The organism is Streptomyces sp. NPDC051452 (genome assembly GCF_044454765.1).
Classification (GTDB): Bacteria; Actinomycetota; Actinomycetes; order Streptomycetales; family Streptomycetaceae; genus Streptomyces.
In genome coordinates, this window is sequence record NZ_JBITEB010000023.1 from 1 (window position 1) to 23,069 (window position 23,069).

Here is a 23,069-nt window from a genome sequence, read left to right on the forward strand (position 1 = left end):
CTCTGTACTCCCGTGTTCCCCCCCCGCCCTCCGGCCCGGCGGGCTTGCGCCCGCGGGGGGCCGCCGCCCCGGCCCCCGCGCCTCCACCCGGCCCCCGGGGGGGGGGGGGGGCCCCTTCTCGCTGTTCGGCGGGCGGCGCGGTCTAGCCGTGCCAGCTGTGCGGGGCGCGGAAGCCGCCCTCGCGCTCCAGGCGGCGCCAGCCGGCCTTGGCACGGCCCCGGTGGGTCAGCGGCACGGGCGCGGGCCGGGCGGCCGCACGGGCCAGGAGGACGGCCGTGATGGCGGCGACTTCCTCGGGCTCGGCGTGGCCCTTCTCGACGCGGATGTCAGGAGTGCTCATGGGTGTCAGTCTCCGTGGATGAGGGGTCCGCGGGATTGCCGCGGCGGGTCCGCTCGGTTACTGCGGGGGGTTGCCGTGCTTGCGGGAGGGCAGGTCGGCGTGCTTGGAGTGGAGCATGGCCAGCGACTTGACCAGGACCTCGCGGGTCTCGGCGGGGTCGATGACGTCGTCCACCAGGCCGCGCTCGGCCGCGTAGTAGGGGTGCATCAACTCGGCCTTGTACTCCTTGACCATCTTCTGACGCATGGCCTCGGGGTCCTCGGCGTCGGCGATCTGCCGACGGAAGATGACGTTCGCGGCGCCTTCCGCGCCCATGACGGCGATCTCGTTCGTCGGCCAGGCGTAGGTGAGGTCGGCGCCGATCGACTGGGAGTCCATGACGATGTAGGCACCTCCGTACGCCTTGCGCAGGATCAGCGAGATCCTCGGCACGGTCGCGTTGCAGTAGGCGTACAGCAGCTTCGCGCCGTGACGGATGATTCCGCCGTGCTCCTGGTCGACACCGGGGAGGAACCCCGGCACGTCCAGGAGGGTGACGATCGGGATATTGAAAGCGTCACACATCTGGACAAAGCGCGCAGCTTTTTCGCTCGCCTCGATGTCCAGGACGCCCGCGAGGACCTGTGGCTGGTTGGCGATGATGCCCACGACCTGGCCGTCCAGGCGGCCGAGGGCGCAGATGATGTTGCGCGCCCAGCGCTCGTGGACCTCCAGGTAGTCGCCGTCGTCGACGATCTCCTCGATGACCTTGGTCATGTCGTACGGCCGGTTGCCGTCGGCCGGGACCAGGTCCAGCAGGACGTCGGAGCGGCGCTCCACCGGGTCCGTCGACTCCGCCCGGGGCGGGTTCTCGCGGTTGTTCTGCGGGAGCATCGACAGGAGGTAGCGCACCTCGGCGATGCACGTCTCCTCGTCGTCGTAGGCGAAGTGGCACACGCCGGAGGTCTCCGCGTGGACGTCGGCGCCGCCGAGGCCGTTCTGGGTGATCTCCTCGCCGGTCACCGCCTTGACCACGTCGGGTCCGGTGATGAACATCTGCGAGGTCTCGCGGACCATGAAGACGAAGTCGGTCAGGGCGGGGCTGTAGGCCGCGCCGCCCGCGCACGGGCCGAGCATCACCGAGATCTGCGGGATGACGCCCGAGGCCTTGGTGTTGCGCTGGAAGATGCCGCCGTAACCGGCGAGCGCCGAGACGCCCTCCTGGATGCGGGCGCCCGCGCCGTCGTTGAGGGAGACCAGCGGGGCACCGGCCGCGATGGCCATGTCCATGATCTTGTGGATCTTGGTGGCGTGGGCCTCGCCGAGCGCGCCGCCGAAGATCCGGAAGTCGTGGGCGTAGACGAAGACCGTACGGCCCTCCACCGTGCCCCAGCCGGTGATGACACCGTCGGTGTACGGCTTCTTCGCCTCCAGGCCGAACCCGGTCGCCCGGTGCCGGCGCAGCTGCTCGACCTCCTGGAAGGAACCGGGGTCCAGGAGCAGCTCGATCCGCTCCCGCGCCGTCAGCTTGCCCTTGGCGTGCTGCGCCTCGGTCGCCTTCTCGCTGGGGCCTGCCACGGCCCGGGCACGAATCTCGTGCAGCTCGGCGACCCGTCCGCGCGCGTCCGTCGGCTCACCGGTCGGCTCACCCGTCGTCTCTTCCAAAACGGTCATGTAGCGACCTTACGAAGGACACCAAGGAAAGCGAGCCGTCGACTCCGTACAGTCTCCGGCCCGTTTTCCTGGTGCCAGTGAACAGAACCGGAGCGGTGTGCAGCCGTTCCGACTGCTCAGAAGGCCCCGGCGTTGTAGATGTGCCACAAAGTCATCACCTGAGAGCCACCTCACATTCGTGGGTGGCACATGCCATCCCCGGAGTGACACGGACCCTCAGACGGCGGCCGGAGGACAGGATCTGCACGCTGTCGTCGGCCCGGTTCACCGCGCGCACGGGGTGGTCCCAGACGATCTCCAGCGGTTCCCCCGTTCGGGGTGGTTCGCTGACGTGGAGGGTGGCCGTCGGGCCCCGGCGTACGACGAGGACGGCGGCCCCCGCGGAGACGGTCAGCTCCCCCACCGTACCGGCCCGCCAGAAGGTGGCCGCGATCAGGTCCGGGCGCGCCACGGCGACGGCCTGGCAGGCGCTGTCGTTGGCCAGGACGGTCAGCCGGCGGCGGTCCGCGGCCAGGGCGGCGGTCTCGGCCCGGGAGGCGCCGGGCAGCAGGACGTAGGCGTAGCGCGCGGCCACCGGGTCGATGCCGTGGTCGAGCCACAGGGTCTGCCGGCGCCGGGTGCGCCGCTGCGCCGTGCCGCCGGTGTTGATGTCGCTCCAGGCACCGGTGCGGTCCTCGCGCAGGGTGCGCAGGGCGCCGCCGTGGGGCAGCACCCAGCCGCCGTGACCCTCCAGATGCGCCCAGCGTCCGGCGTGGACGAACGCCTGTGTGCCGCCCTCGCCGAGGTTGCGGCTGTCCACGATCGTCTCGACCGGGACGCCGTCGGCGCAGCTGATGCCGGCGCCGAGGCAGATCACGGCGTCCGGCAGGAAGACCCAGGACTTGCGGGCCTCCAGCGTGGAGCCGAGGCCCTTGAGGTGCTGGCCGACGACCGCGCTGGTGCCGTCTGTCGTGCCGCCGACCCAGCGGACGTCCGGGCGGGGCGCGCCCCACTCCCCGCCGGCCCGGTCCGCCAGGCGCCGGGTGGACACCGTGGTGCCGGGCAGCCGGTACCAGTCGACGGTCGGCCAGTACCAGTCGGTGTACTGCTCGCCCTGCCCGCTCGGCCACCAGGAGAGCATGCCGGAGCCGGTGTGCCAGCCGCGCGGGTTCTCGCCGTTGCCGCACTCGTAGTGGGCGATGCGGTCGCTGGCCATGGAGAGGGCGGCCGTGAAGCGGGGCCCGCGGTGCACGGCCCGGTCCATGGCGGCGATGAGGGCGTGTCCGTGGAAGTGGTCGCCGCGCATCACCCGCTCGTCGTCTCCGCGCAGCCAACCACGGCTGATGGCACGGCCGTTGACGCAGTCCATCACCAGCCCGTCGTGGATCAGCGGGGCCCAGGCGTGCTCGACGGCGTCCAGGACGTGCTGCCGGGCCGGGTCGGTGACCTCCCACGGCGACCCGGCGAGCAGGGTGGTCAGCCGCCCGAGGCCGTCGAGCAGGACCTGGCCGTACGTCCCCGAGTAGGCGACCCGGGTGTGCTGGACGAAGGAGCCGTCGGCGTAGAGCCCGTCCCCCTCGGTGGCGTACGTGAAGACCGGTGAGAGCGCGTCCCGGGCGAGGGAGAGCCGGCCGGGGTCCCGCCCGAGGACGCCGCGCAGGGCGACGCAGCGGCACAGGTCGACGCGGTTGGCGCCGGTGGAGACGCCGGAGTAGTCGGTGAGCAGCGGGTCCGGGACGAAGTGGTCCACGGCGGCGCAGGCGGCGGCGATCCGGTCGTCGCCGATCCGCTCGTACAGGGCGGCCGTGATGTCCATGAGGAGCCGGGGGCTGCCGATCCGCCATTCCCACCAATTGCCGTAGGGAGTGGTGGCGGGGTGGTAGACGGTGGCGGAGAGGTGGTCCAGGCCGCGCAGGACGTCCGCGAGGAGCGCGGGGTCGCCGGTGGATCCGGTGCCGGGCTGGACGTAGGCCTGGGCCATGGTCCACAGCCGGTCGTAGCCGAAGGTGATGCCCGACGGCGGGTCGAAGGGGTGGCCGGGCCAGAGCGAGGTGGCGGTGGGAGCCATGGTCGCGGCGAAGTCGCGCGCGCGGGCGCCCAGTTCGGCGAGCCGGGAGGCGTACGGCTCCGCGCCCGGGTCGAAGCCGGATCCGAGGGCGAGGCCGAGCCAGCGGCGGCGCAGCGGGTCGTAGGGCTCCCCGGCCGCGCGGGCGCCGGGTGCCGGGGCGGTGAGGAGGGCGGCGGCCAGCAGCAGGGCGCGCCGGGTCATGCCCATGGGGCCGGTCACCCCCCTCCCCCGCCGGCTCAGCAGCCGCCGCAGTTGTAGTAGAGGACGTCCCAGTGGCTGCCCTCGTCGGCGTAGATGTTGCCGGAGCCGGACTGGTACTGCGGGGCTCCGTCACCGCGCAGCCCGATGTAGGTGAACGTGTTCTTGATGTACGAGGTCACGCACGTGTTCTTGCCGTAGTCGAGCTTGTAGCCGTTCCAGTGGGAGTAGGTGCCCGAGGCGTGGCCGGTCTCGGTGCCGCCGGTGATGTTCAGGGCGCAGCCGGTGGCCCGCTTGAGGGTCTGGGCGCCCTGCGCGGTGGGGAGGTTGAGCTGGTCGAAGGAGGTACAGGTGGCGTTGTTCCGGTCGGAGCAGCCGCCGGAGGACGACCAGGTGATGCCGACGTCCCGGAACATCCCGGTGGCGGTGGCGTGGCTGATCTTGGTGACGGCGAAGGCGTCGGTGGCGGTGCCGAGGACGGCGACGCCGGGGGCGACGACGAGAGCGAGCGCGGTCAGGAGGGGACGGAGCTTCATGACCTTTTCGGCCTTCATGGGGGACCTTCCTGCGGTCGGCCGTGCTGTCGACGGGGTCGGCTGTGCAGGTGGTGCACGCAGATGGTGCCCGAGTTCTACGCGCGTTCGCCAGAGGGCGTATAGCGTCACCTTTGGTGACGATGGCAACACGTTGCGGATGATGTTGAAAGTCGAACGGAATAGGTCTACGGTCGAACCCGTTAAGTTCGTTGAACGTTAAACAGACTCCCCAGGAGGACATCATGGGCATCTTCAGCCGCAAGGACAGCACCCCCGAGACCGCCGCCGCTCCCGCCGTTCCCGGCGCCGACCTCACCGCACTGAGCGGCGATTACACGATCGACCCCGCGCACAGCACCATCGGCTTCGTCGCCCGGCACGCCATGGTCACCAACGTCAAGGGCGGGTTCCACGACTTCACCGGCACGCTCCACCTCGACGGCGCGAACCCGGCCGCCTCCACGGCCACGCTCGACATCGAGATGGCGAGCATCGACACGGGCAACGCCGACCGGGACGGGCACCTGAAGTCGGCCGACTTCTTCAAGATCGACGAGTTTCCGAAGATGACGTTCCGCTCCACCAAGGTGGAGGCCCTCGGCGGCGACGACTACCGCGTCACCGGCGACCTCTCCCTCCTCGGCGTCACCAAGCCGATCAGCATCGACCTGGAGTTCAACGGCGCCGCGAAGGACCCGTTCGGCAACGAGCGCGTCGGCTTCGAGGGCAAGGCCGAGATCCTGCGCTCCGAGTGGGGTCTGACCTGGAACGCGGCGCTGGAGACCGGCGGCGTCCTCGTCTCCGACAAGATCAAGCTGAACTTCGACGTCTCGGCGATCCGGAACGCGTGAGCGGGGCTCACGTCAGGACCGGTGCGCGAACTCGCACCACACGATCTTGCCGGGCGAGCGCGGCTCCACGCCCCACTTGTCCGACAGGGCCGTGACCAGCAACAGCCCCCGGCCCCCCTCCGCGTCGACCGACGGCTCCGGCACCCGCACCTCGCCGGAGCCGCTGTCGTGTACCTCGACGCGCAGCACGCCTCCGCCGTGCCGCACCAGGCGCAGCAGATAGCCCCGCCCGCGCGGCACGCCGTGCAGCAGCGCGTTGGTGGCCAGTTCGCTCACGCACAGCAGCACGTCGTCGCGCCGTCCGGACAGTGACCAGCCGGCCAGCGTGGCACACGTGAAGGTGCGGGCCAGGTGCACCGACCGGCGTTCCCGCTCGTAGAACACCGCACGTGCCTCAGGGGGTTGGAGTTCCGCGTTCATGGTACGAGTGTCACCGTGCGTCACTAGGGTGGGCCAACGAGTGAAGTCGTAGTTCTCTTCACTACGACTCCGGTACGACCGTTCCGCCCGCGCACGGGGGTATGCAACGCCCATGAACTCGACACCCAGGAGCCGGAAGGTCGGCACATGGCAGGCGGTGGGATCGCTGGTCGCCCACTACCGCAGGCAGGCCCGCCTGACCCAGGAACAGCTCGCCGAACTGGCCCACATCCACGTCGACACCGTGGGCTCGATCGAACAGGGCCGCCTGGCCCTCCAGCCCGACCGGGCGGAGCAGTTCGACGAACTCCTCCACACGGGTGGGGCGTTGGCGGTCCTCGTCGCACGGTTACCGGTGCGGGAGCGCGTAGTGCAGTTCGCCCAGGGGCTGGTCGACCACGAGCAGGAGGCGGTCGCCATTTTGAACTACGAGACGCAGATGATCCCTGGCCTTCTCCAAACTCGGGAGTACTGCCTTGCCGCCTTCGACGCCCGCTATCCATCGCTCGGCAGCGAGACGGCCGAACAGTGGGTGGACGCCCGCATGGAGCGGCAGTTGATCTGGCAGCGTGAGCGGCCACCCGTCGGACACTTCATCATCGAGGAGAGCATCCTGCGGCGACAGGTGGGTGGGCCGCGCGTCATGCGGGAACAGCTTCGGCAGATCGTGGAGTACACCCAACCCGTCCACATGAGCTTCCAGATCATGCCCATGGATCGGATGCCACACGCTGGGCTTGCGGGGCCGATGACGCTGCTGGAAACACCCGAGCACGAGCGCCTCGTGTACTTGGAGGTGCAGACAGCGAGTTTCCTCGACGGTGATCCCGACGAGGTCTGCGACTACCACCACAAATATGGAATGCTGCGGTCTCAGGCACTCTCGCCCGACGAGAGCGTGCGCCTCTTGCACGGACTGCTAGGAGAGTCATGACGACCGCGTGGTTCAAGTCCAGCTACAGCAGCAGCGAGGGCGGCAACTGCCTCGAAGTCGCTTACGACTGGCACAAGTCCAGCTACAGCAGCAATGAAGGCGGTAACTGCGTCGAGGTCGCCGCGCACCCCGCCGCCGTCCACATCCGCGATTCCAAGGCCGCCCCCACCGGTCCGGTCCTCACCGTCTCCCCCGACGCCTGGAGCGAGTTCCTCGGCCGGGTCGGCCGCTGACGGAGGACGCCTCCGCTCAGAAGCCGCCGCCGAAGTCGCCGCCGCCTCCCCCGCCGCCGTCGAAGCCGCCTCCGTCGCCGAAGCCGCCCCCGAAGTCGCCGGGGTCGAAGTCCGTGCCGGAGACGTCGCCGCCCTGGTAGCCGCCGCTGCCGTAGTCGCCCCCGCCGAAGTCGCCGTACCCGGTGCCGTAGTCCGCTCCGTAGGCCGGGGTGGCCATGGCGCTGCCGAGCAGGGTGCCGACCAGCAGGCCGGGGAGGATGCCGCCGCCGAAGTAGCCGCCCGCCCAGGGGCCGTAGGCCGGGCCGGCGTCCCAGTAGGGGCGGCGGCCGTAGTCGGTGTCGACCTCGCGGACCGCCGGGTCGCGGCCGGCGGCCAGCCGGGTGGCGTCGGCCGCGCAGACCGGTACTCGGCGCGGGGCCCCGCCGGGCGGGATCCAGTCGGCGTCGGTGACCGAGGGGCCGTGCCGGGGGTCGAAGAAGCAGGGCGGCCGGCGCTCGGGGAGCGGTCGGCCCTCGCGACGGGCGGCCAGCCGGGCCAGGGAGAACCGGCCGTCCTCCAGGGCCTCGGTGACCGGGCGGACGTCCTCGGGCCGCCGCGCCTCGGCCATGCGCTGTTTCGCCGTCTCGTAGGCGTCCAGGGCCCGCGTGTAGTCGTCGCGCATGGCGTCGTCGGCGCCGGGTTCGGAGGGCTGGAAGTCCAGCCGGTCCAGTTCCTCGCCGAAGGCGGTGATGTCCTCGTCCACCACCACCCGCAGCCGGTCCAGGGCGGCCCGCTGCTCCTCCTCCCTGCGGCGGCGGTTGCGGCGGACGAGGGCGTACGCGCCCGCGCCGCCCGCCACCACGACCACGCCCGCCGTGATCAGCGCGGTGCTCGACGCGCCGCCGCCGTCGCCCGCGCCCCAGCTCTTCGGCGCGTGGCCGCCCATGTTGGCCAGGGCGCGGTCGGTGAAGTCGGTCAGCTGGGCCTTGGCGCTCTCGCCCTGGACGCTGGCCACCAGGTTCCGCCGGGCCGTGGCCGACATGACGGAGGAGTCGGCGCGGGCGTCGAAGCGGTCGCCGAGGCGGATGCCGTACAGACCGGTGACGCCGGTCGCCGCGCGGAGGCCGGAGAAGAGGTTCGCCGTCGGGTAGCCGGTCGGCAGGACGGTGATGAACAGCGGTTTGTTCGCGTGCTTGATCTTCTTGGCGAGCGCGTCGGCGTCCGCCTTCGACAGCTGGGCCGAGGCCGCCGGGTCGACGTAGACCGGGCTCCTGCGCAGCGCCTCGGCGATCGTGGAGACGCCGGTCTGCGCGCTCGCGCGGGGGGCGTACGTGGTCGCCAGCACCAGGGCGAGGACGGCCAGCACCAGTGCCGGGAGGCTTCGGATCCGCAGGACGGCCTTCATCCTTCGAAACTACCCGAAGCCTCCGGCGACCGGTCGAACGAGCGGACCGGGTGGGGGGTGGCTAGGCGGCCCGGTAGGCCTCCGTCAGCTTCTCCACCGCCTTCGCGTACCGCCCGGTGAGCGACAGGTGGTCGGCGTCGGCGAAGGGCTTCGCCACCGCCTGTGTGATGCGTTCGCCCACCTTGCGCTGGACGAGCAGGCGCGCCTTGGTGACCAGCTCGCGGCCGGTGCGGTCGGCGCCCGCCCGCTCGGCCGCCGCCGCGGCCACGGCCAGGGCGCGCAGGGTGGCCAGGCCGCCCTCGGGGGTGTGGGTGAGGGTGGTCAGGCCCCAGCCGTAGGGGAACTGCGGGTCGTAGGCCGTGTCGCCGACGTTGATCGGGAGCTGGGCCTCGGACCGGGGCCAGGTGACCGGGAGCTGTCCGGTGAAGGGTCGCTTGCCGTAGAGGACGTCGGCGACGCCCTCGCCCTCGGTGCCGGGCAGCCAGGAGGCCACCAGGGCGTCGATGCCGGCCAGCCGGTCGCCGACGAGCTGCGGACGGCCGGAGACGACGAGCACCGCGCACCTCATCGCCGCGCACACCTTGTCCACGGCGGCCTGGTCGGCGGCGGACAGCTTCAGGGAGTGGCCGTTGCCGACGTCGCCGACGCCCTCGGCGTACGGAGTCTCGCCGACGACGACCACCCCGACGTCGTAGCCGCCGGTCGGGGCGGAGGCGTCCTTGGAGTAGGTGACGTCGCCGCCCGCCTCGCGCATGCCCTCCAGGATGGTCGTGCCGGGCACGGTGTCGCCCGAGGCGCCCTGCCAGGTGAGGGTCCAGCCGCCGGTCTGGTCGCCGATGTCGTCGGCGTTGGACCCGGCGACGTACACCTTCTCGCTCTTCCTCAGGGGCAGGACGTCACCCTTGTTCTTCAGCAGCACCTGGGACTCGGCGGCCGCCTGGCGGGCGACGTCCCGGTGGGCCCGGGAGCCGATGGCGGCGGCGCCGCGGGTGTCGGCGTAGGGGTGTTCGAACAGCCCCAGCCGGAACTTCTGGGTGAGGATGCGGGAGACGGCGTCGTCGATCCGCCCCTCGCTGATCCGGCCCGCGTGTACCTCGTCCTCGAGGGTGCCGGTGAACTCCTTGTAGGAGTAGGGCACCATCATCATGTCCAGGCCGGCGTTGACCGACGTGCGGACGTGGGAGGCGTAGTCGCCGGGGAGCTGGTCGATGGCGTTCCAGTCGCTGATGACGAAGCCGTCGAAGCCCATGCGGTCCTTGAGGACGCCGTTGATCATGTCGGCGCGGGCGTGCATCTTCACCGCGCCCTTGCCGTCGCCGAGGATGTCCAGGGAGGAGTACGACGGCATGACCGTGCCGACGCCCCGGTCCACGGCCGTCTGGAAGGGGGCCAGGTGGACGGCCTCCAGCTGCTGCCGCGTGACCTTGGTGACGCCCTGGTCGACGGTGTAGGTGCCGGTGGTCGAGGTGCCGTAGCCGGTGCCGCCGTCGCCGACGAAGTGCTTGGCGGTGGCGAGCACCTTGTCGGCGCGGGCGAGGTCCGCGCCGTTCGCGCGGCCCTGGAGGCCCTGGATGACGGTCTCCATGGACTGCACGAGGGCGGGGTCCTCGCCGAAGGACTCGTAGGAGCGGCCCCAGCGTTCGTCGCGGCCGACGCACAGGCAGGGCGCGAAGTCCCAGGGGACGCCGGTGGCGCGGACCTCGGCGGCCGTCACCGCGCCGGTCCTCTCGGCCAGGGCGGGGTCGCGGGTGGCGCCGAGGCCGATGTTGTGCGGCATGACCGTGGCGCCGGACAGGTTGTTGTGGCCGTGGACCGCGTCGACGCCGTAGATCAGCGGGATCTGGAACCGGGTCGCCCGGGTGCGCAGCTGGAAGCCGTCGATCATCTTCGCCCAGGCCGCTGGGGTGTTGGGCGTGGGCGTGGAGCCGCCGCCCGACAGCAGTGAGCCGAGGTCGTAGGCGGCGATGTCCCCGGGGGCCGTCATGGCGCCGCGCTCGGCCTGGGTCATCTGGCCGGCCTTCTCCGCCAGGGACATGCGGCTCACGAGGTCGGCGACCCGCTTTCGCACCGGCAGCCGGGAGTCGAGATAGGGCAGTCCGTGGGCGTCGACGACGACCTGCGGGGTCTCGGCGGGGGCCTTGGCGCCGGTGACCGTCAGCTTGAGCGGGATGGTCTCGGCGGGTTCGGCCGCCCTGTCCGCGCGGGTGGGCACCTCGACGGTCCGCGTGGTGCCGGAGGCGGTGCCCGCCGGGAAGGTGAGGGTGCCGGAGACGGGGTCGTAGTCCTTGCCGGGTTCGGCGCTGCCGCCGCCCGTCTCGTAGTGGACGGTCACCGGCTGGTCGACCGGTGCGGAGCCGGTGGTGGCCAGGGTGACCCTCACCCTGGCCGTGCCGCCCTCGCGCACCGGGTAGACGGCCGCGTCGGTGGTGACGGAGGCGCGCAGCGACTGGTCGGCCCGGCCGTACAGCTCCACGTCGTCCATGGCGAAGTCGCCCTTGGCGCCGGCCGGGAGGGTCACGGCGTACCCCCACATCAACGTGAGCCCCAGGACGTGGTCGATGCCGCCGACGGGCTGGTAGTCGGTGCGGTAGGCGAAGTCGGTGAACGGGATCTCGATCTGTTTCCAGCCGGTGAAGTCGTCGGTGAAGGACGTCGTCCACAGCTCGGAGGCCTCGCCGTTCGCGCCGCCGTCCTTGATCTCGAAGGCGATCTTCCGGCCGTTGTCCCGGCCGTCCCACCAGAAGCGGATGCCCTGGTGGGCGGACCAGTCGCGGGCGGGTTCGGTGGCGGCGAAGTCGTGGGTGAAGCCGCCGTAACCGCTGATGTCGTAGGTGCCGGAGAGGACCTTGGCGCCCTCGGGGGCGTCGGTGCGGGCGGTCAGGGACAGGGTGGGCGGGTCGTCGGTGTCGCCGCCCCAGGTGAAGATGCCCTCGGCCGGCTGCGCGGCGAAGGGCACCTCGCCCTCGAAGCGGTCGACGGGGGCGGGCGCCGGGTCGTCCGCGGCTCGCGCGGTCGCCCAGGGGAGCAGACCGGCCAGCACTGCGGCGGAGGCGAGCAGGGCGGTTCTTCGCATGGACCTTCCCTTGACTCTCGTGGTTCACTCAGGACTTAGCTCACGCCATGAGTTAACTGGGGCCTCACAGAACCGTCAAGACGGCACGTCAGACAGTCCGGAGCGCAACCTCCCCCCACATAAGGCACGTTGGCTCTCCCCAGAAGGGCGACGCACCATGAGAAGACCACCCTCGCGCACGGCCCGGCTGCTCCTCGCCGGGCTGCTGACCACCGCCGGGCTCGCCACCGTCGGCCTCGGTGCGGGAGTCTCCCCCGCGCACGCGGCCGGTGAGCAGGTCACGGCCTGGCTCACCACCACCGACGACTCCGCCGGCCGGCACGTGGTCCGCGGACTCCAGCCGCAGACACCGTTCGCCTTCCAGTCCGGCACGGGCGGCGGCGGCGAGAACATCACCGTGGACGAGAACACCCGCTACCAGACCTTCACCGGCGGCGGCGCGTCCTTCACGGACACCGCGGCCTGGCTGATGAACAGCAGCGGGGCACTGTCGCAGAGCACGCGGGACGCGACCATGCGCAAGCTGTTCTCGCCGACGGACGGCATCGGGCTGTCCTTCCTGCGCAACCCGATGGGCGCCTCGGACCTGGCCCGGTACGGCTACACCTACGACGACGTGCCGGCCGGCCAGAGCGACCCGTCGCTGTCGAAATTCTCCATCGCGCACGACCTCGCCGACGTCGCCCCGCTGACCCGGCAGGCGCTCCAGCTGAACCCCTCGCTCACCGTGATGGCCACGCCGTGGACGGCGCCGGCCTGGATGAAGGACAGCGGCTCACTCAACGGAGGCTGGTTGAAGTCGGAGGACTACGGGGCGTACGCCGCGTACTTCGTGAAGTACCTCCAGGCGTACAAGGACCAGGGGATCAACGTCTCCTACGTCACCGCGCAGAACGAGCCGACCTGCTGTTCCGGCTACCCGTCGATGAGCTGGAACGCCGACGGGCTGGCCTACTTCACCAAGAGCGAGCTGCTGCCCAGGCTCCAGGCGGCGGGCCTCACGACGAAGGTGCTGGCGCACGACTGGAACTGGGACGTCTACGACTCCTACGCCGCGAAGACGGTCGACGACCCGGCGGTGCGCAACCATCCGAACTTCGGCGGCATCGCCTGGCACGGGTACGGCGGCGACATCGCCAAGCAGACGAGCGTGCACAACCAGTACCCGACGCTGGACGCCTTCGGCACCGAGCACTCCGGCGGCACCTGGATCGCCAACCAGCAGCGCGAGGACATGTCCAACATCATCGACTACACCCGCAACTGGGCGAAGTCGGTGACCAAGTGGTCGCTGGCCGTGGACCAGAACATGGGCCCGCACAACGGGGGTTGCGGCACCTGCACCGGGCTGGTCACCGTGCACGACGGGGACGGCGCGAGCGGGACGGTCGACTACACGGTCGAGTACTACACCATGGGCCATCTGACGAAGTTCGTCCGGCCCGGCGCCCAGCGGATCGCCTCCACGGCGTCCACCGCCGTACCGAACGTGGCGTGGCGCAACCCGGACGGCAGCAAGGCGCTGATCGCCTACAACGACTCCTCGTCGGCCCGCACGGTGACCATCGACTGGGGCTCGCAGCACGCCACCTACTCGCTGCCGGGCAAGACGTCGGCCACCTTCACCTGGACGGGCGCCCAGTCCGGCGGCGGCGGCCGCACCGGCGCCTTCACCGGGCTCGCCGGCAAGTGCCTGGACGTGGCGGGTGGTTCGAGCGCCAACGGCACGGCGGTGCAGCTCTACGACTGCAACGGCAGCACCGCCCAGCAGTGGACCGTCCAGAGCGACGGCTCGATCCGGGCACTCGGCAAGTGCCTGGACGTCACCTCGGCGTCGACGGCGGACGGGGCCAAGACGCAGTTGTACGACTGCAACGCGACCGGTGCCCAGCAGTGGTCGTACAACGCCGGCACCGGCGACGTGGTGAACACGGCCTCCGGCAAGTGCCTCGACGTCACGGACAACTCGTCGGCCAACGGGGCGCGGGCACAGATCTGGTCGTGCACGGGGGCCGCCAACCAGAAGTGGACCCTGCGGTAACGCGGGCACGGCCGGCCGCGGGCGGCAGGGGGACGCGCCCCGGCGGGTTCGCGCGGCTCGCCGACGGCTCCTGTTGAGCGGCGGGGGCGGGGTGGCTGGGGGACGATGGGAGAAAGCCGGCGCCGCGGCGCCGGGCCGGCCGCCTCGCCGAGGGAGCGGGACCATGCGCGAGTTCCTGGTCGAGATCACCACCTCGCCCCCCGAGGGCACCACCGAGGCGGAGGTGGCCGAACGCCGGGCCGCCGAGGCCGTACGCGCCCGGGAACTGGCCGCCACCGGCCGGCTGGCGCGGCTGTGGCGGCCGGTCGGCGAGTCGCGCAGCATCGGCCTCTGGCGGGCCGAGGACGAGGAGGAGCTGCACGACAACGTCCTCGGCACGCTTCCGCTGCGACCCTGGATGGATCTCACGGTCACCCCGCTGGAACCCCACCCGAACGACCCGGGCCCTTCCTAGAGGCCCGGCGACCTGGAGCCCCGTATGACCACACCGCAGGATCTGTTCCTCGTCAGCGTCGACGTCCCCGGCGAGCGTCCCGTCGAGCAGGGCGACCTGGCGCTGGCGCTCGCGGGCGCCGAGCTGATCGACCTGCTCGGCATCCGCGCCGTCACGCTGGACGGCGACCGCATCGTGCCCGGGCCGCCGCTGCCCACGGGCGACCGGTTGCTGGACGAGGCGGCCGCGGCCCTGGTGCGCACGGAGCCGTACGAGACGGTGGCGGACTGGCTGTGGCGGCGCGGCGAGGGGCTGGCCGTGACCTACTACGACGCCCTGGACGCCGACGGGCAGCTCACCGGGAAGCAGCACCGATGGCTGCCCCGCCGCAGCGGGAGCGGCGAGGCGGCCGACACCCCGGCCAGGCGGCACGCGGCCGACCGGTGGTGGTCCCACGAGCCCGTGCTGTGCGACCTCGCCTCCACCCTGGGCATCCAGGGCGACCGGCCGGCCGAGGCGGCGGAGCCCGGCGACGAGGCGGTCGGCTCGGTGCTGGTCGCGATCGGGGACGCGGTGACCGAGCTGGAGGCCGTGCGCGAGCGGCGGCGCATCGAGAGCGTGGCCTTCGACAACATCTGGCGGGCGCCCTGACCGGCCCTGCCTAGGTCCTGTCTGACAATTCGCGTCGTCGCCCGAAGGGCGGCCGCGCGGCGTCAGGTGCGTGCTCTCGGCGTGCCGGCCCCAGGCCCTCGTACTGGACGTACTCGGGTCTGGGGCCGGTGCGGCGAGAGTGCGTGCATGGCGTCGCGCGGCAGACGCGAATTGTCAGACAGGGCCTAGTACGTCGGCTGGCCGATGCCCAGCAGGTTGCCCTCGCTGTCCCGGAACCAGGCGGCGCGCTCACCGCGGGCGCCCTTGCCCGGGTAGTTGCCCTCGATCTCGGCGATGCCGTCCCGGGTGTGGAATCCCGGCGCGTCCACGTCCTCGAACTCCACTCCGCGCCGCTTCAGCTCCGCCACCACCGCCTCCAGGTCGTCCACCTCGAACCCCATCTGGGTGAAGGTGCCGGAGGAGACGCCGGTGGACCGGAACACCACGAAGTCGGTCCCGCCGCACCGGTACAGCAGCCCGCCGGGGCGTTCGTCGACGGGCCGCAGACCGAGCTTCTCGGCGTAGAAGCGCCGGGCCCGTTCCAGGTCCCCGGCGGGCAGCCGGGTCGCCACGCGGGCCCCGGCCAGCACGTCACTGCCTTGTGTGGTCATGCCCCCACTGTGAACTACTCCGCCGGCTCCACGCCCGCCCGCAGCAGCCCGTAGGCGTACGCGTCCTCCAGCGCCTGCCAGGACGCGGCGATGACGTTCTCGGCGACGCCCACCGTGGACCACTCGCCGGAGCCGTCGGAGGTGGAGATCAGCACCCGGGTGGTGGACTGGGTGCCGTGCACGCCCTCCAGGATGCGGACCTTGTAGTCGACCAGCTCCAGCTTGGCGAGCTGCGGGTAGATCTTCTCCAGGGCGACGCGCAGGGCGCGGTCGAGGGCGTTGACCGGACCGTTGCCCTCCGCGGTGGCGACGATCCGCTCGCTCTTGGCCCACAGCTTGACCGTGGCCTCGTTGGCGTGGGTGCCGTCGGGGCGGTCCTCGACGATGGCCCGCCAGGACTCGACGTCGAAGTACTTCAGCGGCCGGCCCTCCACCTCGGCGCGCAGCAGCAGTTCGAAGGAGGCGTCGGCGGCCTCGTACGTGTACCCCTTCAGCTCGCGTTCCTTGACCCGCTCGACGACCCGGCCGACCAGTTCGCGGTCGCCGCCCAGGTCGACGCCGAGTTCCTTGCCCTTCAGCTCGACCGAGGCGCGGCCGGCCATGTCGGAGACCAGCATGCGCATGGTGTTGCCGACCAGCTCGGGGGCGATGTGCTGGTACAGGTCCGGGTCGACCTTGATCGCCGAGGCGTGCAGGCCGGCCTTGTGCGCGAACGCGGAGACGCCGACGTAGGGCTGGTGGGTGGAGGGGGTGAGGTTGACGACCTCGGCGATGGCGTGCGAGATGCGGGTCATGTCGCGCAGCCGCCCCTCGGGCAGCACCTTCTTGCCGTACTTCAGCTCCAGGGCCGCGACGACCGGGAAGAGGTTGGCGTTGCCGACGCGCTCGCCGTAGCCGTTGGCCGTGCACTGCACATGGGTGGCGCCCGCGTCGACGGCGGCCAGGGTGTTGGCGACCGCGCAGCCGGTGTCGTCCTGGGCGTGGATGCCGAGCCGGGCCCCGGTGTCGGCGAGGACCGTGGCGACGACCGCCTGGACCTGGGCGGGGAGCATGCCGCCGTTGGTGTCGCAGAGGATGACGACGTCCGCGCCGGCCTCCGCCGCCGTACGGACGACCGCCTTGGCGTACTCGGGGTTGGCCCGGTAGCCGTCGAAGAAGTGCTCGCAGTCGACGAAGACCCGGCGGCCCTGGCCCGTCAGATAGGACACGGTGTCGCGGACCATCTCCAGGTTCTCGTCCAGGGTGGTGCGCAGCGCCAGTTCCACGTGCCGGTCGTGTGCCTTGGCGACCAGGGTGATCACCGGGGCGCCGGACTCCAGCAGCGCCCTGACCTGGTGGTCGTCGGCCGCTGTGGCGCCCGCGCGGCGGGTGGCGCCGAAGGCGACCAACCGGGCGTGGCGGAAGTCGATCTCGCTTCGCGCGCGGGCGAAGAACTCGGTGTCCCGGGGGTTCGCGCCGGGCCAGCCGCCCTCGATGAAGCCCACGCCGAAGTCGTCCAGGTGCCGTGCGATGGCGAGCTTGTCCGCGACGGTGAGGTTGATGCCCTCGCGCTGCGCGCCGTCGCGCAGCGTGGTGTCGAAGACGTGGAACGAGTCGTCTAGCTCGTTGGTTGCCGTCTCGGTCATGGTCTCAAGGCTCCTGTTGTGAATCTTCGGTCTTACCCGGAATGACCGGCTCCACCGTCCCCCCAATACTCCCGCGCGCCGCGCCGCCGGCTGAAGGTGGGCCGGAAAACGAAAAAACCCCTCGCGGGTGCGAGAGGTCTGCGCGCGGGTCGAGGACGACGGTGGCCACCCGCACCTGGTCGTACGAGGTGGTCACTGCGGACCGGCGCGCCTGCTGCCCATAATCATGGCGAACGAGAGCACGGGGGAAGTCTGGCACAGCCTCGTCCCCCCGCCCACGGTCGTCTCAGGATGCGGTCGTCAGACTGGACTCCCCCGACTCCTCGGCGGCCCGCGTCCGGGCCAGATCCAGGTCCTTCGTCTCCCGCATGGTGACGTAGACGACCAGGGAGACGGCGGCGCAACCCGCCACGTACCAGTAGAAGCCGGACTCGACGCCGGCCTTCTTGAACCACAGGGCCACGTACTCCGCGGTGCCGCCGAACAGGGCGTTGGCGAGGGCGTACGGCAGGGCGACGCCGAGGGCGCGCACACCGGTCGGGAACAGCTCGGCCTTCACGCAGGCGTTGATGGAGGTGTAGCCGGTGACCACGATCAGCGCGAGCAGGGCGAGGCCGAGGGCGGACCAGTAGCCGTCCGCGTGCCGGAGCAGGGTCATGATCGGCACCGTGAGGAAGGTGGAGCCGACCGCGAAGGTGATCAGCAGCGGGCGCCGGCCGATGCGGTCGGAGAGCCGGCCGGCGAGCGGCTGGAGGCAGGCGAAGACGATCAGCGCGGTGAAGGAGACGAGGGTCGCGGTCTGCTTGGACAGGCCCGCGGAGTTGGACAGGTACTTCGTCAGGTAGGTGGTGTACGTGTAGTAGGCGACCGTGCCGCCCATGGTGAGGGCGACGACCAGGAAGGCCTCCCGCCGGTATCGCCACAGGGCGCGCAGGGTGCCGCGTTCGTCGGCGTGCGAGGTGTCCTCCGCGTAGACCTCGGTCTCCAGCATGCTGCGGCGCAGGTAGAAGATCACGGCGGCGCCGAGCGCGCCGACGACGAAGGGGATGCGCCAGCCGTAGCTGTGCAGGGCGGCGTCGGACATGGTGCGCTGGAGGATGATCTGGAGGCCGAGGCCGACGATCTGACCGGCGGTCATGGAGACGTACTGGAAGCTGGAGGCGAAGCCGCGGCTGCGGGGGTCGGAGGCCTCGGTGAGGTAGGTGGCGCTGGCCGCGTACTCGCCGCCCACGGACAGTCCCTGCAGCAGCCGGGCGACGAGCAGGACGAGCGCGCCGCCGTAACCGGCGACGCCGTAGGTCGGGGCGACGGCGATGAGGACGGCCGACGCCGACATGAGCGTGACGGTGAGGGTCAGCGCCGCCTTGCGGCCCTTGCGGTCGCCGACCCGCCCCAGCAGCCAGCCGCCCACGGGCCGCATGAAGAATCCGACGGCGAAGATCCCCGCGGTGTTCATCAGCTGGGCGGTGGGATTGCCGCTCGGGAAGAACGCGCCGGCGAAGTAGGTGGCGAAGCTCGCGTACACGAACCAGTCGAACCACTCGACCATGTTGCCCGCCGAACCGACCCAGATCTTCTTCCAGTGTTGTCGTCCCATGCGCCGTTACCTGCCCGGCGGCGGAGCGGACGATTCCTTCGTCCGGTGGGGGTTCGGGGTGGAACCGGGTCAGACGAGGAGGGCGTCGGCGAGGAACTCCCGCACATGGGCGAGCACTTGGTCACGGTCCGTGCCGCGCAGCCCGATGGCGACGTGGATGGAGAAGCCGTCGAGCAGCGCGCGCAGCCTCGCGGCGAAGCGGTCGGCGTCGACCCGGCGGAACTCGCCGCGCGAGATGCCCTCGGCGATCAGGGCGACCAGGTCGCGGTGCCAGGCTCCCTCGATGGCGGCCTGCCGGATCCGGGCGTCGTCGTCGGCGTTCTGCGAGCGGTTCCAGACCTCCAGCCACAGCGTCCAGTGCGGGTCGCGGTGGCCGTGGGGCACGTACAGGTCCACGTAGGCGGCGAGCCGCTCGCGGGCCGGCCCGCCGCCGGCGAGCAACCGGCCGCGCTCGGCGCCGAGCCGCCCCTCGCTCCACTCCAGGGTCCGCAGCAGCAGTTCGTCCTTGGAGCGGAAGTAGTACAGCAGATGCCCGCTGCTCATCCCGACCTCACGGCCGAGCGCCGCCATGGTCAGCTTCTCCAGACCGCGCTCGGCGATCATGTCCATGGCGGCAGCGAGCACCTCCTCCCGGGGCGGGGCGGGGGTGCGGCGGCGAGGACCGGCGTTCTCGGTCATGCGGGGACCCTCCCTGCCGCCTCCGCGGGGCGTTCGGGCAGCTCGGGCAGCGGGCGCGGTCGCTCGCCAGGACGGCGGCCGCGGGCCGCGCACACCAGGACGTTCACCCGTATGTTCTACCTGACCGGTGCCGTCACCGGACCTTCGGCTGCTGCTGGGTGATGCAGTGGATGCCGCCGCCGCCCGCGAAGATCGGGCGCGCGTCCACCAGGGTGACCGTCCGCTCGGGGAAGAGGCGGCGGAAGATGCCGGCGGCGATCTCGTCCCGGGGGTCGTCGAAGCCGCACAGCACGACGCCGCCGTTGCACAGGTAGTGGTTGATGTAGGAGTAGTCGGCCCAGTGGCCGTCGGCCTCCAGGACGGTCGGGGCGGGCACCTCGACGACCTCCAGGGCGCGGCCGCGCGCGTCGGTCGCCGACTTCAGGATGCCGATGACCTCCTTGGTGACCTCGTGGTCGGGGTGGGCCGGGTCCGGCTGGTGGTGGGCGACGACGACACCGGGACGGGCGAAGGCGGCGACGATGTCGACGTGGCCGAGGGTGCCGAAGCCGTGGGGCGGATAGTCGCCGGTCAGGCCGCGCGGCAGCCAGATCGCCTTGCCGGTGCCGAGGTGGGCGTGGATCTCGGCCTCGACCTCCTGCTTCGACCAGTGCGGGTTGCGCTCGGGGCCGAGCTGCACGGTCTCGGTGAGCAGGACGGTGCCCTCGCCGTCGACGTGGATCGCGCCGCCCTCGTTGACCAGATTCGAGGCGTACGTCTTCGCGCCCGCGAGGTCGCCGACGTACGCGGCGATCTTCGAGTCGTGCTCCCAGCGGGCCCAGTCCTGGGCGCCCCAGCCGTTGAACGTCCAGTCCACCGCGGCCAGTTCACCCTTGCCGTCGGTGAGGAAGGTGGGGCCGATGTCCCGCATCCAGGCGTCGTCCAGCTCGCGCTCGACGGTGTCCACGCCCGGGCCGAGCAGCGCCCGCGCGTCCGCCGACTGGCCGGGGCCGCACACGACCGTCACCGGCTCGAAGCGCAGCACGGCACGGGCCACCGAGGCCCACGCGGCACGGGAGAGGGCGAGGTCCTCGGGGTCGTCGAAGGTGGGGTTGGGGCCCGGCCACGCCATCCAGGTGCGCTCGTGCGGGGTCCACTCGGCGGGCATGCGGAAGCCGTCGGCGGCGGGGGTGGTCATCTCGCGGGTCCTTAGAGGAAGTAGAGGCGGTTGAGGGAGACGGAGTCGGCGGGCGCCGAGCTGAGCGGATCGCCGTCGAGGGTGACCAGACCGGTGCGCTGGTCGACGTCGACCGCGCCGACGCGGGCGTTCAGCCGCAGGTCGGCGGGGCCGATGCCGCGGGTGCCGCGGACGGCGACCCGGCGCCGGCGGGTGGGCATCGAGTCGTTGCCCTGGTCGACGGCCGCCTGGGCGACGAAGGCCACCGAGATGTCCGCGGGCGTGGCGCCATGGGAGCCGAACTGCGGTCCCAGCACCAGGGGTTCACAGGTGTCGGTGGCCGCGTTGGGGTCGCCGACCACGCCGTACGCCGGGAAGCCGGACTTCAGCACGAGCTGCGGCTTGGCCCCGAAGTACTCCGGGCGCCACAGCACGATGTCGGCGAGCTTGCCGTTCTCCAGGGAGCCGACCTCGTGGGAGAGGCCGTGCGCGATGGCCGGGTTGATGGTCAGCTTGGCCATGTAGCGCAGCACCCGGGCGTTGTCGTCGCCCTCGCCGTCGCCCTCCATGGGGCCCAGCTCGGCCTTCATCTTGCCGGCCATGGCGAACGTACGGCGGACCGTCTCACCGGCACGGCCCATGCCCTGGGCGTCGGAGGAGGTGATGCCGATCGCGCCCAGGTCGTGCAGCACGTCCTCGGCCCCCATGGTGCCGGCGCGGATGCGGTCGCGGGCCATGGCCGCGTCGCCGGGCAGGTCGGGTTTGAGGTCGTGGACGGAGACGATCATGCCGTAGTGCTCGGCGACCGCGTCCCGGCCGAAGGGCAGGGTGGGGTTGGTGGAGGAGCCGATGACGTTGGGGACGCCGGCCATCTTCAGCACGTTGGGCACGTGTCCGCCGCCGCAGCCCTCGATGTGGAAGGCGTGGATGGTGCGGCCCTCGAGGACGCGCAGGGTGTCCTCGACCGACAGGCACTCGTTCAGGCCGTCGCTGTGCAGGGCGACCTGGACGTCGTGTTCCTCGGCGACGCGCAGGGCGGTGTCCAGGGCGCGCGTGTGCGCGCCCATGTCCTCGTGCACCTTGAAGCCCGAGGCGCCGCCCTCGGCGAGCGCCTCGATCAGCGGCGCGTTCGAGGAGGACGAACCCCGGCCGAGGAAGCCGATGTTGACCGGCCAGGCGTCGAAGGCGCCGAAGGCGTGACGCAGTGCCCAGGGCGAGTTGACGCCGACGCCCCACACCGGGCCGAACTCCTGCCCGATGATCGTCGTCACGCCGGAGGCGAGGGAGGCCTCCATGATCCGCGGGGACAGCAGGTGCACATGGGTGTCGACGGCCCCGGCGGTGGCGATCAGGCCCTCGCCGGAGACGATGGAGGTGCCGGTGCCGACGACGACGTCCACGCCGTCGAGGGTGTCCGGGTTGCCCGCCCGGCCGATCCCGCAGATCCGGCCCTCGCGGATGCCGATGGAGACCTTCCTGATCCCCTGGACCGCGTCGATCACGACGACGTTGCTGATCACGACGTCACAGGTCTCGCGGACGGCGGCGGCCTTCAGATGCAGTCCGTCGCGGGCCGTCTTGCCGAACCCGGCCAGGAACTCGTCGCCGTAGCGCTGGGAGTCGGACTCGATCCGGATGGTGAGGCCCGAGTCGCCGAGCCGGACGCGGTCGCCGGCGCGGGGGCCGTGGGTGGCCGCGTAGGCGTGCGGGTCGACCTGGATCGCCCGGCTGATCTCGCGTCCCTTCGAGCGGCTCATCGCTGCCCGCCTCCTTCCGGCGCGCCCGTGGGCGCGGCTCCGAGATATCCGCAGGCCGCCGCCCTGCGCAGCGCCTCCGTCTTCGCTCCGGGCGCGTCCAGCGGCCCGTCGACCAGTCCGGCGAAACCGATCGCGACGCGCCCGCCGCCGATCGGGACGAGCCCGACCTCCTCGCTCTCGCCCGGCCCGAAGCGGACCGAGGACCCGGCGGGTACGGCCAGCCGCATGCCGTAGGCGGCCGGGCGGTCGAAGTCGAGGCGCGGGTTGGCCTCGAAGAAGTGGAAGTGGGAGGTGACGGAGACCGGGACGGTCGCGGTGTTGGTGACCCGGAGGCGGACGACCGGTGCGGGGTCGGCGTGCTCGGGGCCGGGCAGCAGTGCGCCCGGGGCGTCCTCGCCCAGGCCGCCGCCGATGGGGTCGGAGACCACCGCGAGCCGGGAGCCGTCGTCGAAGACGGCCTCCACCATCACCTCGGTGACGACGTCGGCGACCCCCGGCAGCACGTCCTCGGGACCGAGCACCGACCGGGCGGCCTCGATGGCCTCCGCCAGCCGCCGGCCGTCCCGGGCGGCCTCGCAGACGGTGTCCGCGATCAGCGCGGTCGCCTCCGGCACGTTCAGCCGCAGGCCGCGCGCCCGGCGGGCCCGGGCCAGCTCGGCCGCTCCGAAGAGCAGCAGCCGGTCACGTTCCGTGGGGGTCAGTCTCACGACGCGACACCTCCTTGTCCTCCGCAGATTAGAGCATCACTCTAAACAGAGAATTCATGAAACAGAAGCATTGACCGGCGACCACGGCCCAGGTCACATTGAACGTCGCTCTAACACCGCTCAGCGAGTGCGTGACCCTCAGGC

At 71.7% G+C, this 23,069-nt stretch carries 20 protein-coding genes; 6 read left to right on the top strand and 14 right to left on the bottom strand.

The annotated features are described in order from the left end of the window. Positions 1-142 precede the first annotated feature (142 nt). The 4 genes from ACIBA9_RS35210 to ACIBA9_RS35225 form a co-directional block, all read right to left on the bottom strand. The gene (locus tag ACIBA9_RS35210) at positions 143-340 is read right to left on the bottom strand and encodes an acyl-CoA carboxylase subunit epsilon (RefSeq protein WP_362161693.1); all 198 of its coding nucleotides are present in this window, start codon (positions 338-340) and stop codon (positions 143-145) included. A 57-nt stretch (positions 341-397) separates the two neighbouring features. Then, complete coding sequence (locus ACIBA9_RS35215; RefSeq protein WP_362161696.1) at positions 398-1,993, bottom strand: acyl-CoA carboxylase subunit beta; 1,596 nt, start codon at positions 1,991-1,993, stop codon at positions 398-400. Between the two features lie 154 nt (positions 1,994-2,147). Next, a complete protein-coding gene (locus tag ACIBA9_RS35220; RefSeq protein ID WP_399369611.1) occupies positions 2,148-4,247 on the bottom strand; it encodes a polysaccharide lyase 8 family protein in 2,100 nt (699 codons plus the stop codon). Between the two features lie 29 nt (positions 4,248-4,276). After that, a complete protein-coding gene (locus ACIBA9_RS35225) occupies positions 4,277-4,792 on the bottom strand; it encodes a hypothetical protein (protein WP_399369458.1) in 516 nt (171 codons plus the stop codon). Positions 4,793-5,016: 224 nt separating this feature from the next. Here ACIBA9_RS35225 and ACIBA9_RS35230 point away from each other — a divergent pair, with 224 nt between their 5' ends. Next, entirely contained in the window at positions 5,017-5,625 is a 609-nt protein-coding gene (locus tag ACIBA9_RS35230; RefSeq protein ID WP_399369460.1) for a YceI family protein, read from the top strand. A 12-nt stretch (positions 5,626-5,637) separates the two neighbouring features. Here ACIBA9_RS35230 and ACIBA9_RS35235 read toward each other — a convergent pair whose 3' ends face one another. After that, positions 5,638-6,045: an ATP-binding protein gene (locus ACIBA9_RS35235; protein WP_399369462.1), complete on the bottom strand. Its 408-nt coding sequence runs from the start codon at positions 6,043-6,045 to the stop codon at positions 5,638-5,640. 112 nt (positions 6,046-6,157) lie between these two features. Between ACIBA9_RS35235 and ACIBA9_RS35240 the strand changes: the two genes are divergently transcribed. After that, positions 6,158-6,979 (top strand): Scr1 family TA system antitoxin-like transcriptional regulator, encoded by an 822-nt coding sequence (locus ACIBA9_RS35240; protein WP_399369464.1) that lies wholly within the window; start codon positions 6,158-6,160, stop codon positions 6,977-6,979. Further along, positions 6,976-7,212, top strand: coding sequence for a DUF397 domain-containing protein (locus ACIBA9_RS35245; protein ID WP_399369466.1), 237 nt, complete (start codon positions 6,976-6,978; stop codon positions 7,210-7,212). The genes ACIBA9_RS35240 and ACIBA9_RS35245 overlap by 4 nt, the downstream gene beginning before the upstream one ends. A gap of 16 nt (positions 7,213-7,228) precedes the next feature. Here ACIBA9_RS35245 and ACIBA9_RS35250 read toward each other — a convergent pair whose 3' ends face one another. Then, the gene (locus ACIBA9_RS35250; RefSeq protein WP_399369468.1) at positions 7,229-8,596 is read right to left on the bottom strand and encodes a hypothetical protein; all 1,368 of its coding nucleotides are present in this window, start codon (positions 8,594-8,596) and stop codon (positions 7,229-7,231) included. A gap of 61 nt (positions 8,597-8,657) precedes the next feature. Beyond that, positions 8,658-11,669 (bottom strand): carbohydrate binding domain-containing protein, encoded by a 3,012-nt coding sequence (locus tag ACIBA9_RS35255; RefSeq protein ID WP_399369470.1) that lies wholly within the window; start codon positions 11,667-11,669, stop codon positions 8,658-8,660. Positions 11,670-11,826: 157 nt separating this feature from the next. Here ACIBA9_RS35255 and ACIBA9_RS35260 point away from each other — a divergent pair, with 157 nt between their 5' ends. From ACIBA9_RS35260 to ACIBA9_RS35270, 3 genes are all read left to right on the top strand, one after another. Then, complete coding sequence (locus ACIBA9_RS35260; protein ID WP_399369472.1) at positions 11,827-13,710, top strand: ricin-type beta-trefoil lectin domain protein; 1,884 nt, start codon at positions 11,827-11,829, stop codon at positions 13,708-13,710. A gap of 163 nt (positions 13,711-13,873) precedes the next feature. After that, the gene (locus ACIBA9_RS35265) at positions 13,874-14,164 is read left to right on the top strand and encodes a muconolactone Delta-isomerase family protein (RefSeq protein ID WP_399369474.1); all 291 of its coding nucleotides are present in this window, start codon (positions 13,874-13,876) and stop codon (positions 14,162-14,164) included. Positions 14,165-14,188: 24 nt separating this feature from the next. After that, positions 14,189-14,794 (top strand): GPP34 family phosphoprotein, encoded by a 606-nt coding sequence (locus ACIBA9_RS35270; RefSeq protein WP_399369476.1) that lies wholly within the window; start codon positions 14,189-14,191, stop codon positions 14,792-14,794. A gap of 185 nt (positions 14,795-14,979) precedes the next feature. On the opposite strand, the gene ACIBA9_RS35275 is transcribed toward ACIBA9_RS35270, so the two are convergent. The 7 genes from ACIBA9_RS35275 to ureA all read right to left on the bottom strand — a co-directional run bounded on the left by ACIBA9_RS35275 (position 14,980) and on the right by ureA (position 22,925). Continuing rightward, on the bottom strand, positions 14,980-15,405 hold the full coding sequence (locus ACIBA9_RS35275; RefSeq protein ID WP_399369478.1) for a VOC family protein: 426 nt from the start codon (positions 15,403-15,405) through the stop codon (positions 14,980-14,982). A gap of 14 nt (positions 15,406-15,419) precedes the next feature. Next, positions 15,420-17,030, bottom strand: a complete 1,611-nt coding sequence (gene cimA, locus ACIBA9_RS35280; RefSeq protein ID WP_399369480.1) for a citramalate synthase — start codon at positions 17,028-17,030, stop codon at positions 15,420-15,422. 286 nt (positions 17,031-17,316) lie between these two features. Then, entirely contained in the window at positions 17,317-18,627 is a 1,311-nt protein-coding gene (locus ACIBA9_RS35285; protein WP_399369482.1) for an MFS transporter, read from the bottom strand. A 69-nt stretch (positions 18,628-18,696) separates the two neighbouring features. Continuing rightward, positions 18,697-19,305 carry a TetR/AcrR family transcriptional regulator gene (locus ACIBA9_RS35290; protein ID WP_399369484.1) on the bottom strand — a complete coding sequence of 203 codons (609 nt, stop codon included), beginning with the start codon at positions 19,303-19,305 and terminating at the stop codon, positions 18,697-18,699. 133 nt (positions 19,306-19,438) lie between these two features. Then, positions 19,439-20,482, bottom strand: coding sequence for an agmatine/peptidylarginine deiminase (locus tag ACIBA9_RS35295; protein ID WP_399369486.1), 1,044 nt, complete (start codon positions 20,480-20,482; stop codon positions 19,439-19,441). 11 nt (positions 20,483-20,493) lie between these two features. Continuing rightward, complete coding sequence (locus ACIBA9_RS35300) at positions 20,494-22,218, bottom strand: urease subunit alpha (RefSeq protein WP_399369488.1); 1,725 nt, start codon at positions 22,216-22,218, stop codon at positions 20,494-20,496. After that, a complete protein-coding gene (ureA, locus tag ACIBA9_RS35305; RefSeq protein WP_399369490.1) occupies positions 22,215-22,925 on the bottom strand; it encodes an urease subunit gamma in 711 nt (236 codons plus the stop codon). Before ureA ends, ACIBA9_RS35300 begins: the two co-directional genes overlap by 4 nt. Positions 22,926-23,069 lie beyond the last annotated feature (144 nt).

What these genes read in the sequence shown, in the direction of transcription:
- ACIBA9_RS35215 (WP_362161696.1), bottom strand. Translation starts at nt 1,993, where the DNA reads ATGACCGTTTTGGAAGAGACGACGGGTGAGCCGACCGGTGAGCCGACG.
- ACIBA9_RS35250 (WP_399369468.1), bottom strand. Translation starts at nt 8,596, where the DNA reads ATGAAGGCCGTCCTGCGGATCCGAAGCCTCCCGGCACTGGTGCTGGCC.
- ACIBA9_RS35245 (WP_399369466.1), top strand. Translation starts at nt 6,976, where the DNA reads ATGACGACCGCGTGGTTCAAGTCCAGCTACAGCAGCAGCGAGGGCGGC.
- cimA (WP_399369480.1), bottom strand. Translation starts at nt 17,030, where the DNA reads ATGACCGAGACGGCAACCAACGAGCTAGACGACTCGTTCCACGTCTTC.
- ACIBA9_RS35220 (WP_399369611.1), bottom strand. Translation starts at nt 4,247, where the DNA reads ATGGGCATGACCCGGCGCGCCCTGCTGCTGGCCGCCGCCCTCCTCACC.
- ACIBA9_RS35260 (WP_399369472.1), top strand. Translation starts at nt 11,827, where the DNA reads ATGAGAAGACCACCCTCGCGCACGGCCCGGCTGCTCCTCGCCGGGCTG.
- ACIBA9_RS35210 (WP_362161693.1), bottom strand. Translation starts at nt 340, where the DNA reads ATGAGCACTCCTGACATCCGCGTCGAGAAGGGCCACGCCGAGCCCGAG.
- ACIBA9_RS35225 (WP_399369458.1), bottom strand. Translation starts at nt 4,792, where the DNA reads ATGAAGGCCGAAAAGGTCATGAAGCTCCGTCCCCTCCTGACCGCGCTC.
- ACIBA9_RS35285 (WP_399369482.1), bottom strand. Translation starts at nt 18,627, where the DNA reads ATGGGACGACAACACTGGAAGAAGATCTGGGTCGGTTCGGCGGGCAAC.
- ACIBA9_RS35300 (WP_399369488.1), bottom strand. Translation starts at nt 22,218, where the DNA reads ATGAGCCGCTCGAAGGGACGCGAGATCAGCCGGGCGATCCAGGTCGAC.
- ACIBA9_RS35295 (WP_399369486.1), bottom strand. Translation starts at nt 20,482, where the DNA reads ATGACCACCCCCGCCGCCGACGGCTTCCGCATGCCCGCCGAGTGGACC.
- ACIBA9_RS35255 (WP_399369470.1), bottom strand. Translation starts at nt 11,669, where the DNA reads ATGCGAAGAACCGCCCTGCTCGCCTCCGCCGCAGTGCTGGCCGGTCTG.
- ACIBA9_RS35290 (WP_399369484.1), bottom strand. Translation starts at nt 19,305, where the DNA reads ATGACCGAGAACGCCGGTCCTCGCCGCCGCACCCCCGCCCCGCCCCGG.
- ACIBA9_RS35230 (WP_399369460.1), top strand. Translation starts at nt 5,017, where the DNA reads ATGGGCATCTTCAGCCGCAAGGACAGCACCCCCGAGACCGCCGCCGCT.
- ACIBA9_RS35235 (WP_399369462.1), bottom strand. Translation starts at nt 6,045, where the DNA reads ATGAACGCGGAACTCCAACCCCCTGAGGCACGTGCGGTGTTCTACGAG.
- ACIBA9_RS35265 (WP_399369474.1), top strand. Translation starts at nt 13,874, where the DNA reads ATGCGCGAGTTCCTGGTCGAGATCACCACCTCGCCCCCCGAGGGCACC.
- ACIBA9_RS35270 (WP_399369476.1), top strand. Translation starts at nt 14,189, where the DNA reads ATGACCACACCGCAGGATCTGTTCCTCGTCAGCGTCGACGTCCCCGGC.
- ACIBA9_RS35275 (WP_399369478.1), bottom strand. Translation starts at nt 15,405, where the DNA reads ATGACCACACAAGGCAGTGACGTGCTGGCCGGGGCCCGCGTGGCGACC.
- ACIBA9_RS35240 (WP_399369464.1), top strand. Translation starts at nt 6,158, where the DNA reads ATGAACTCGACACCCAGGAGCCGGAAGGTCGGCACATGGCAGGCGGTG.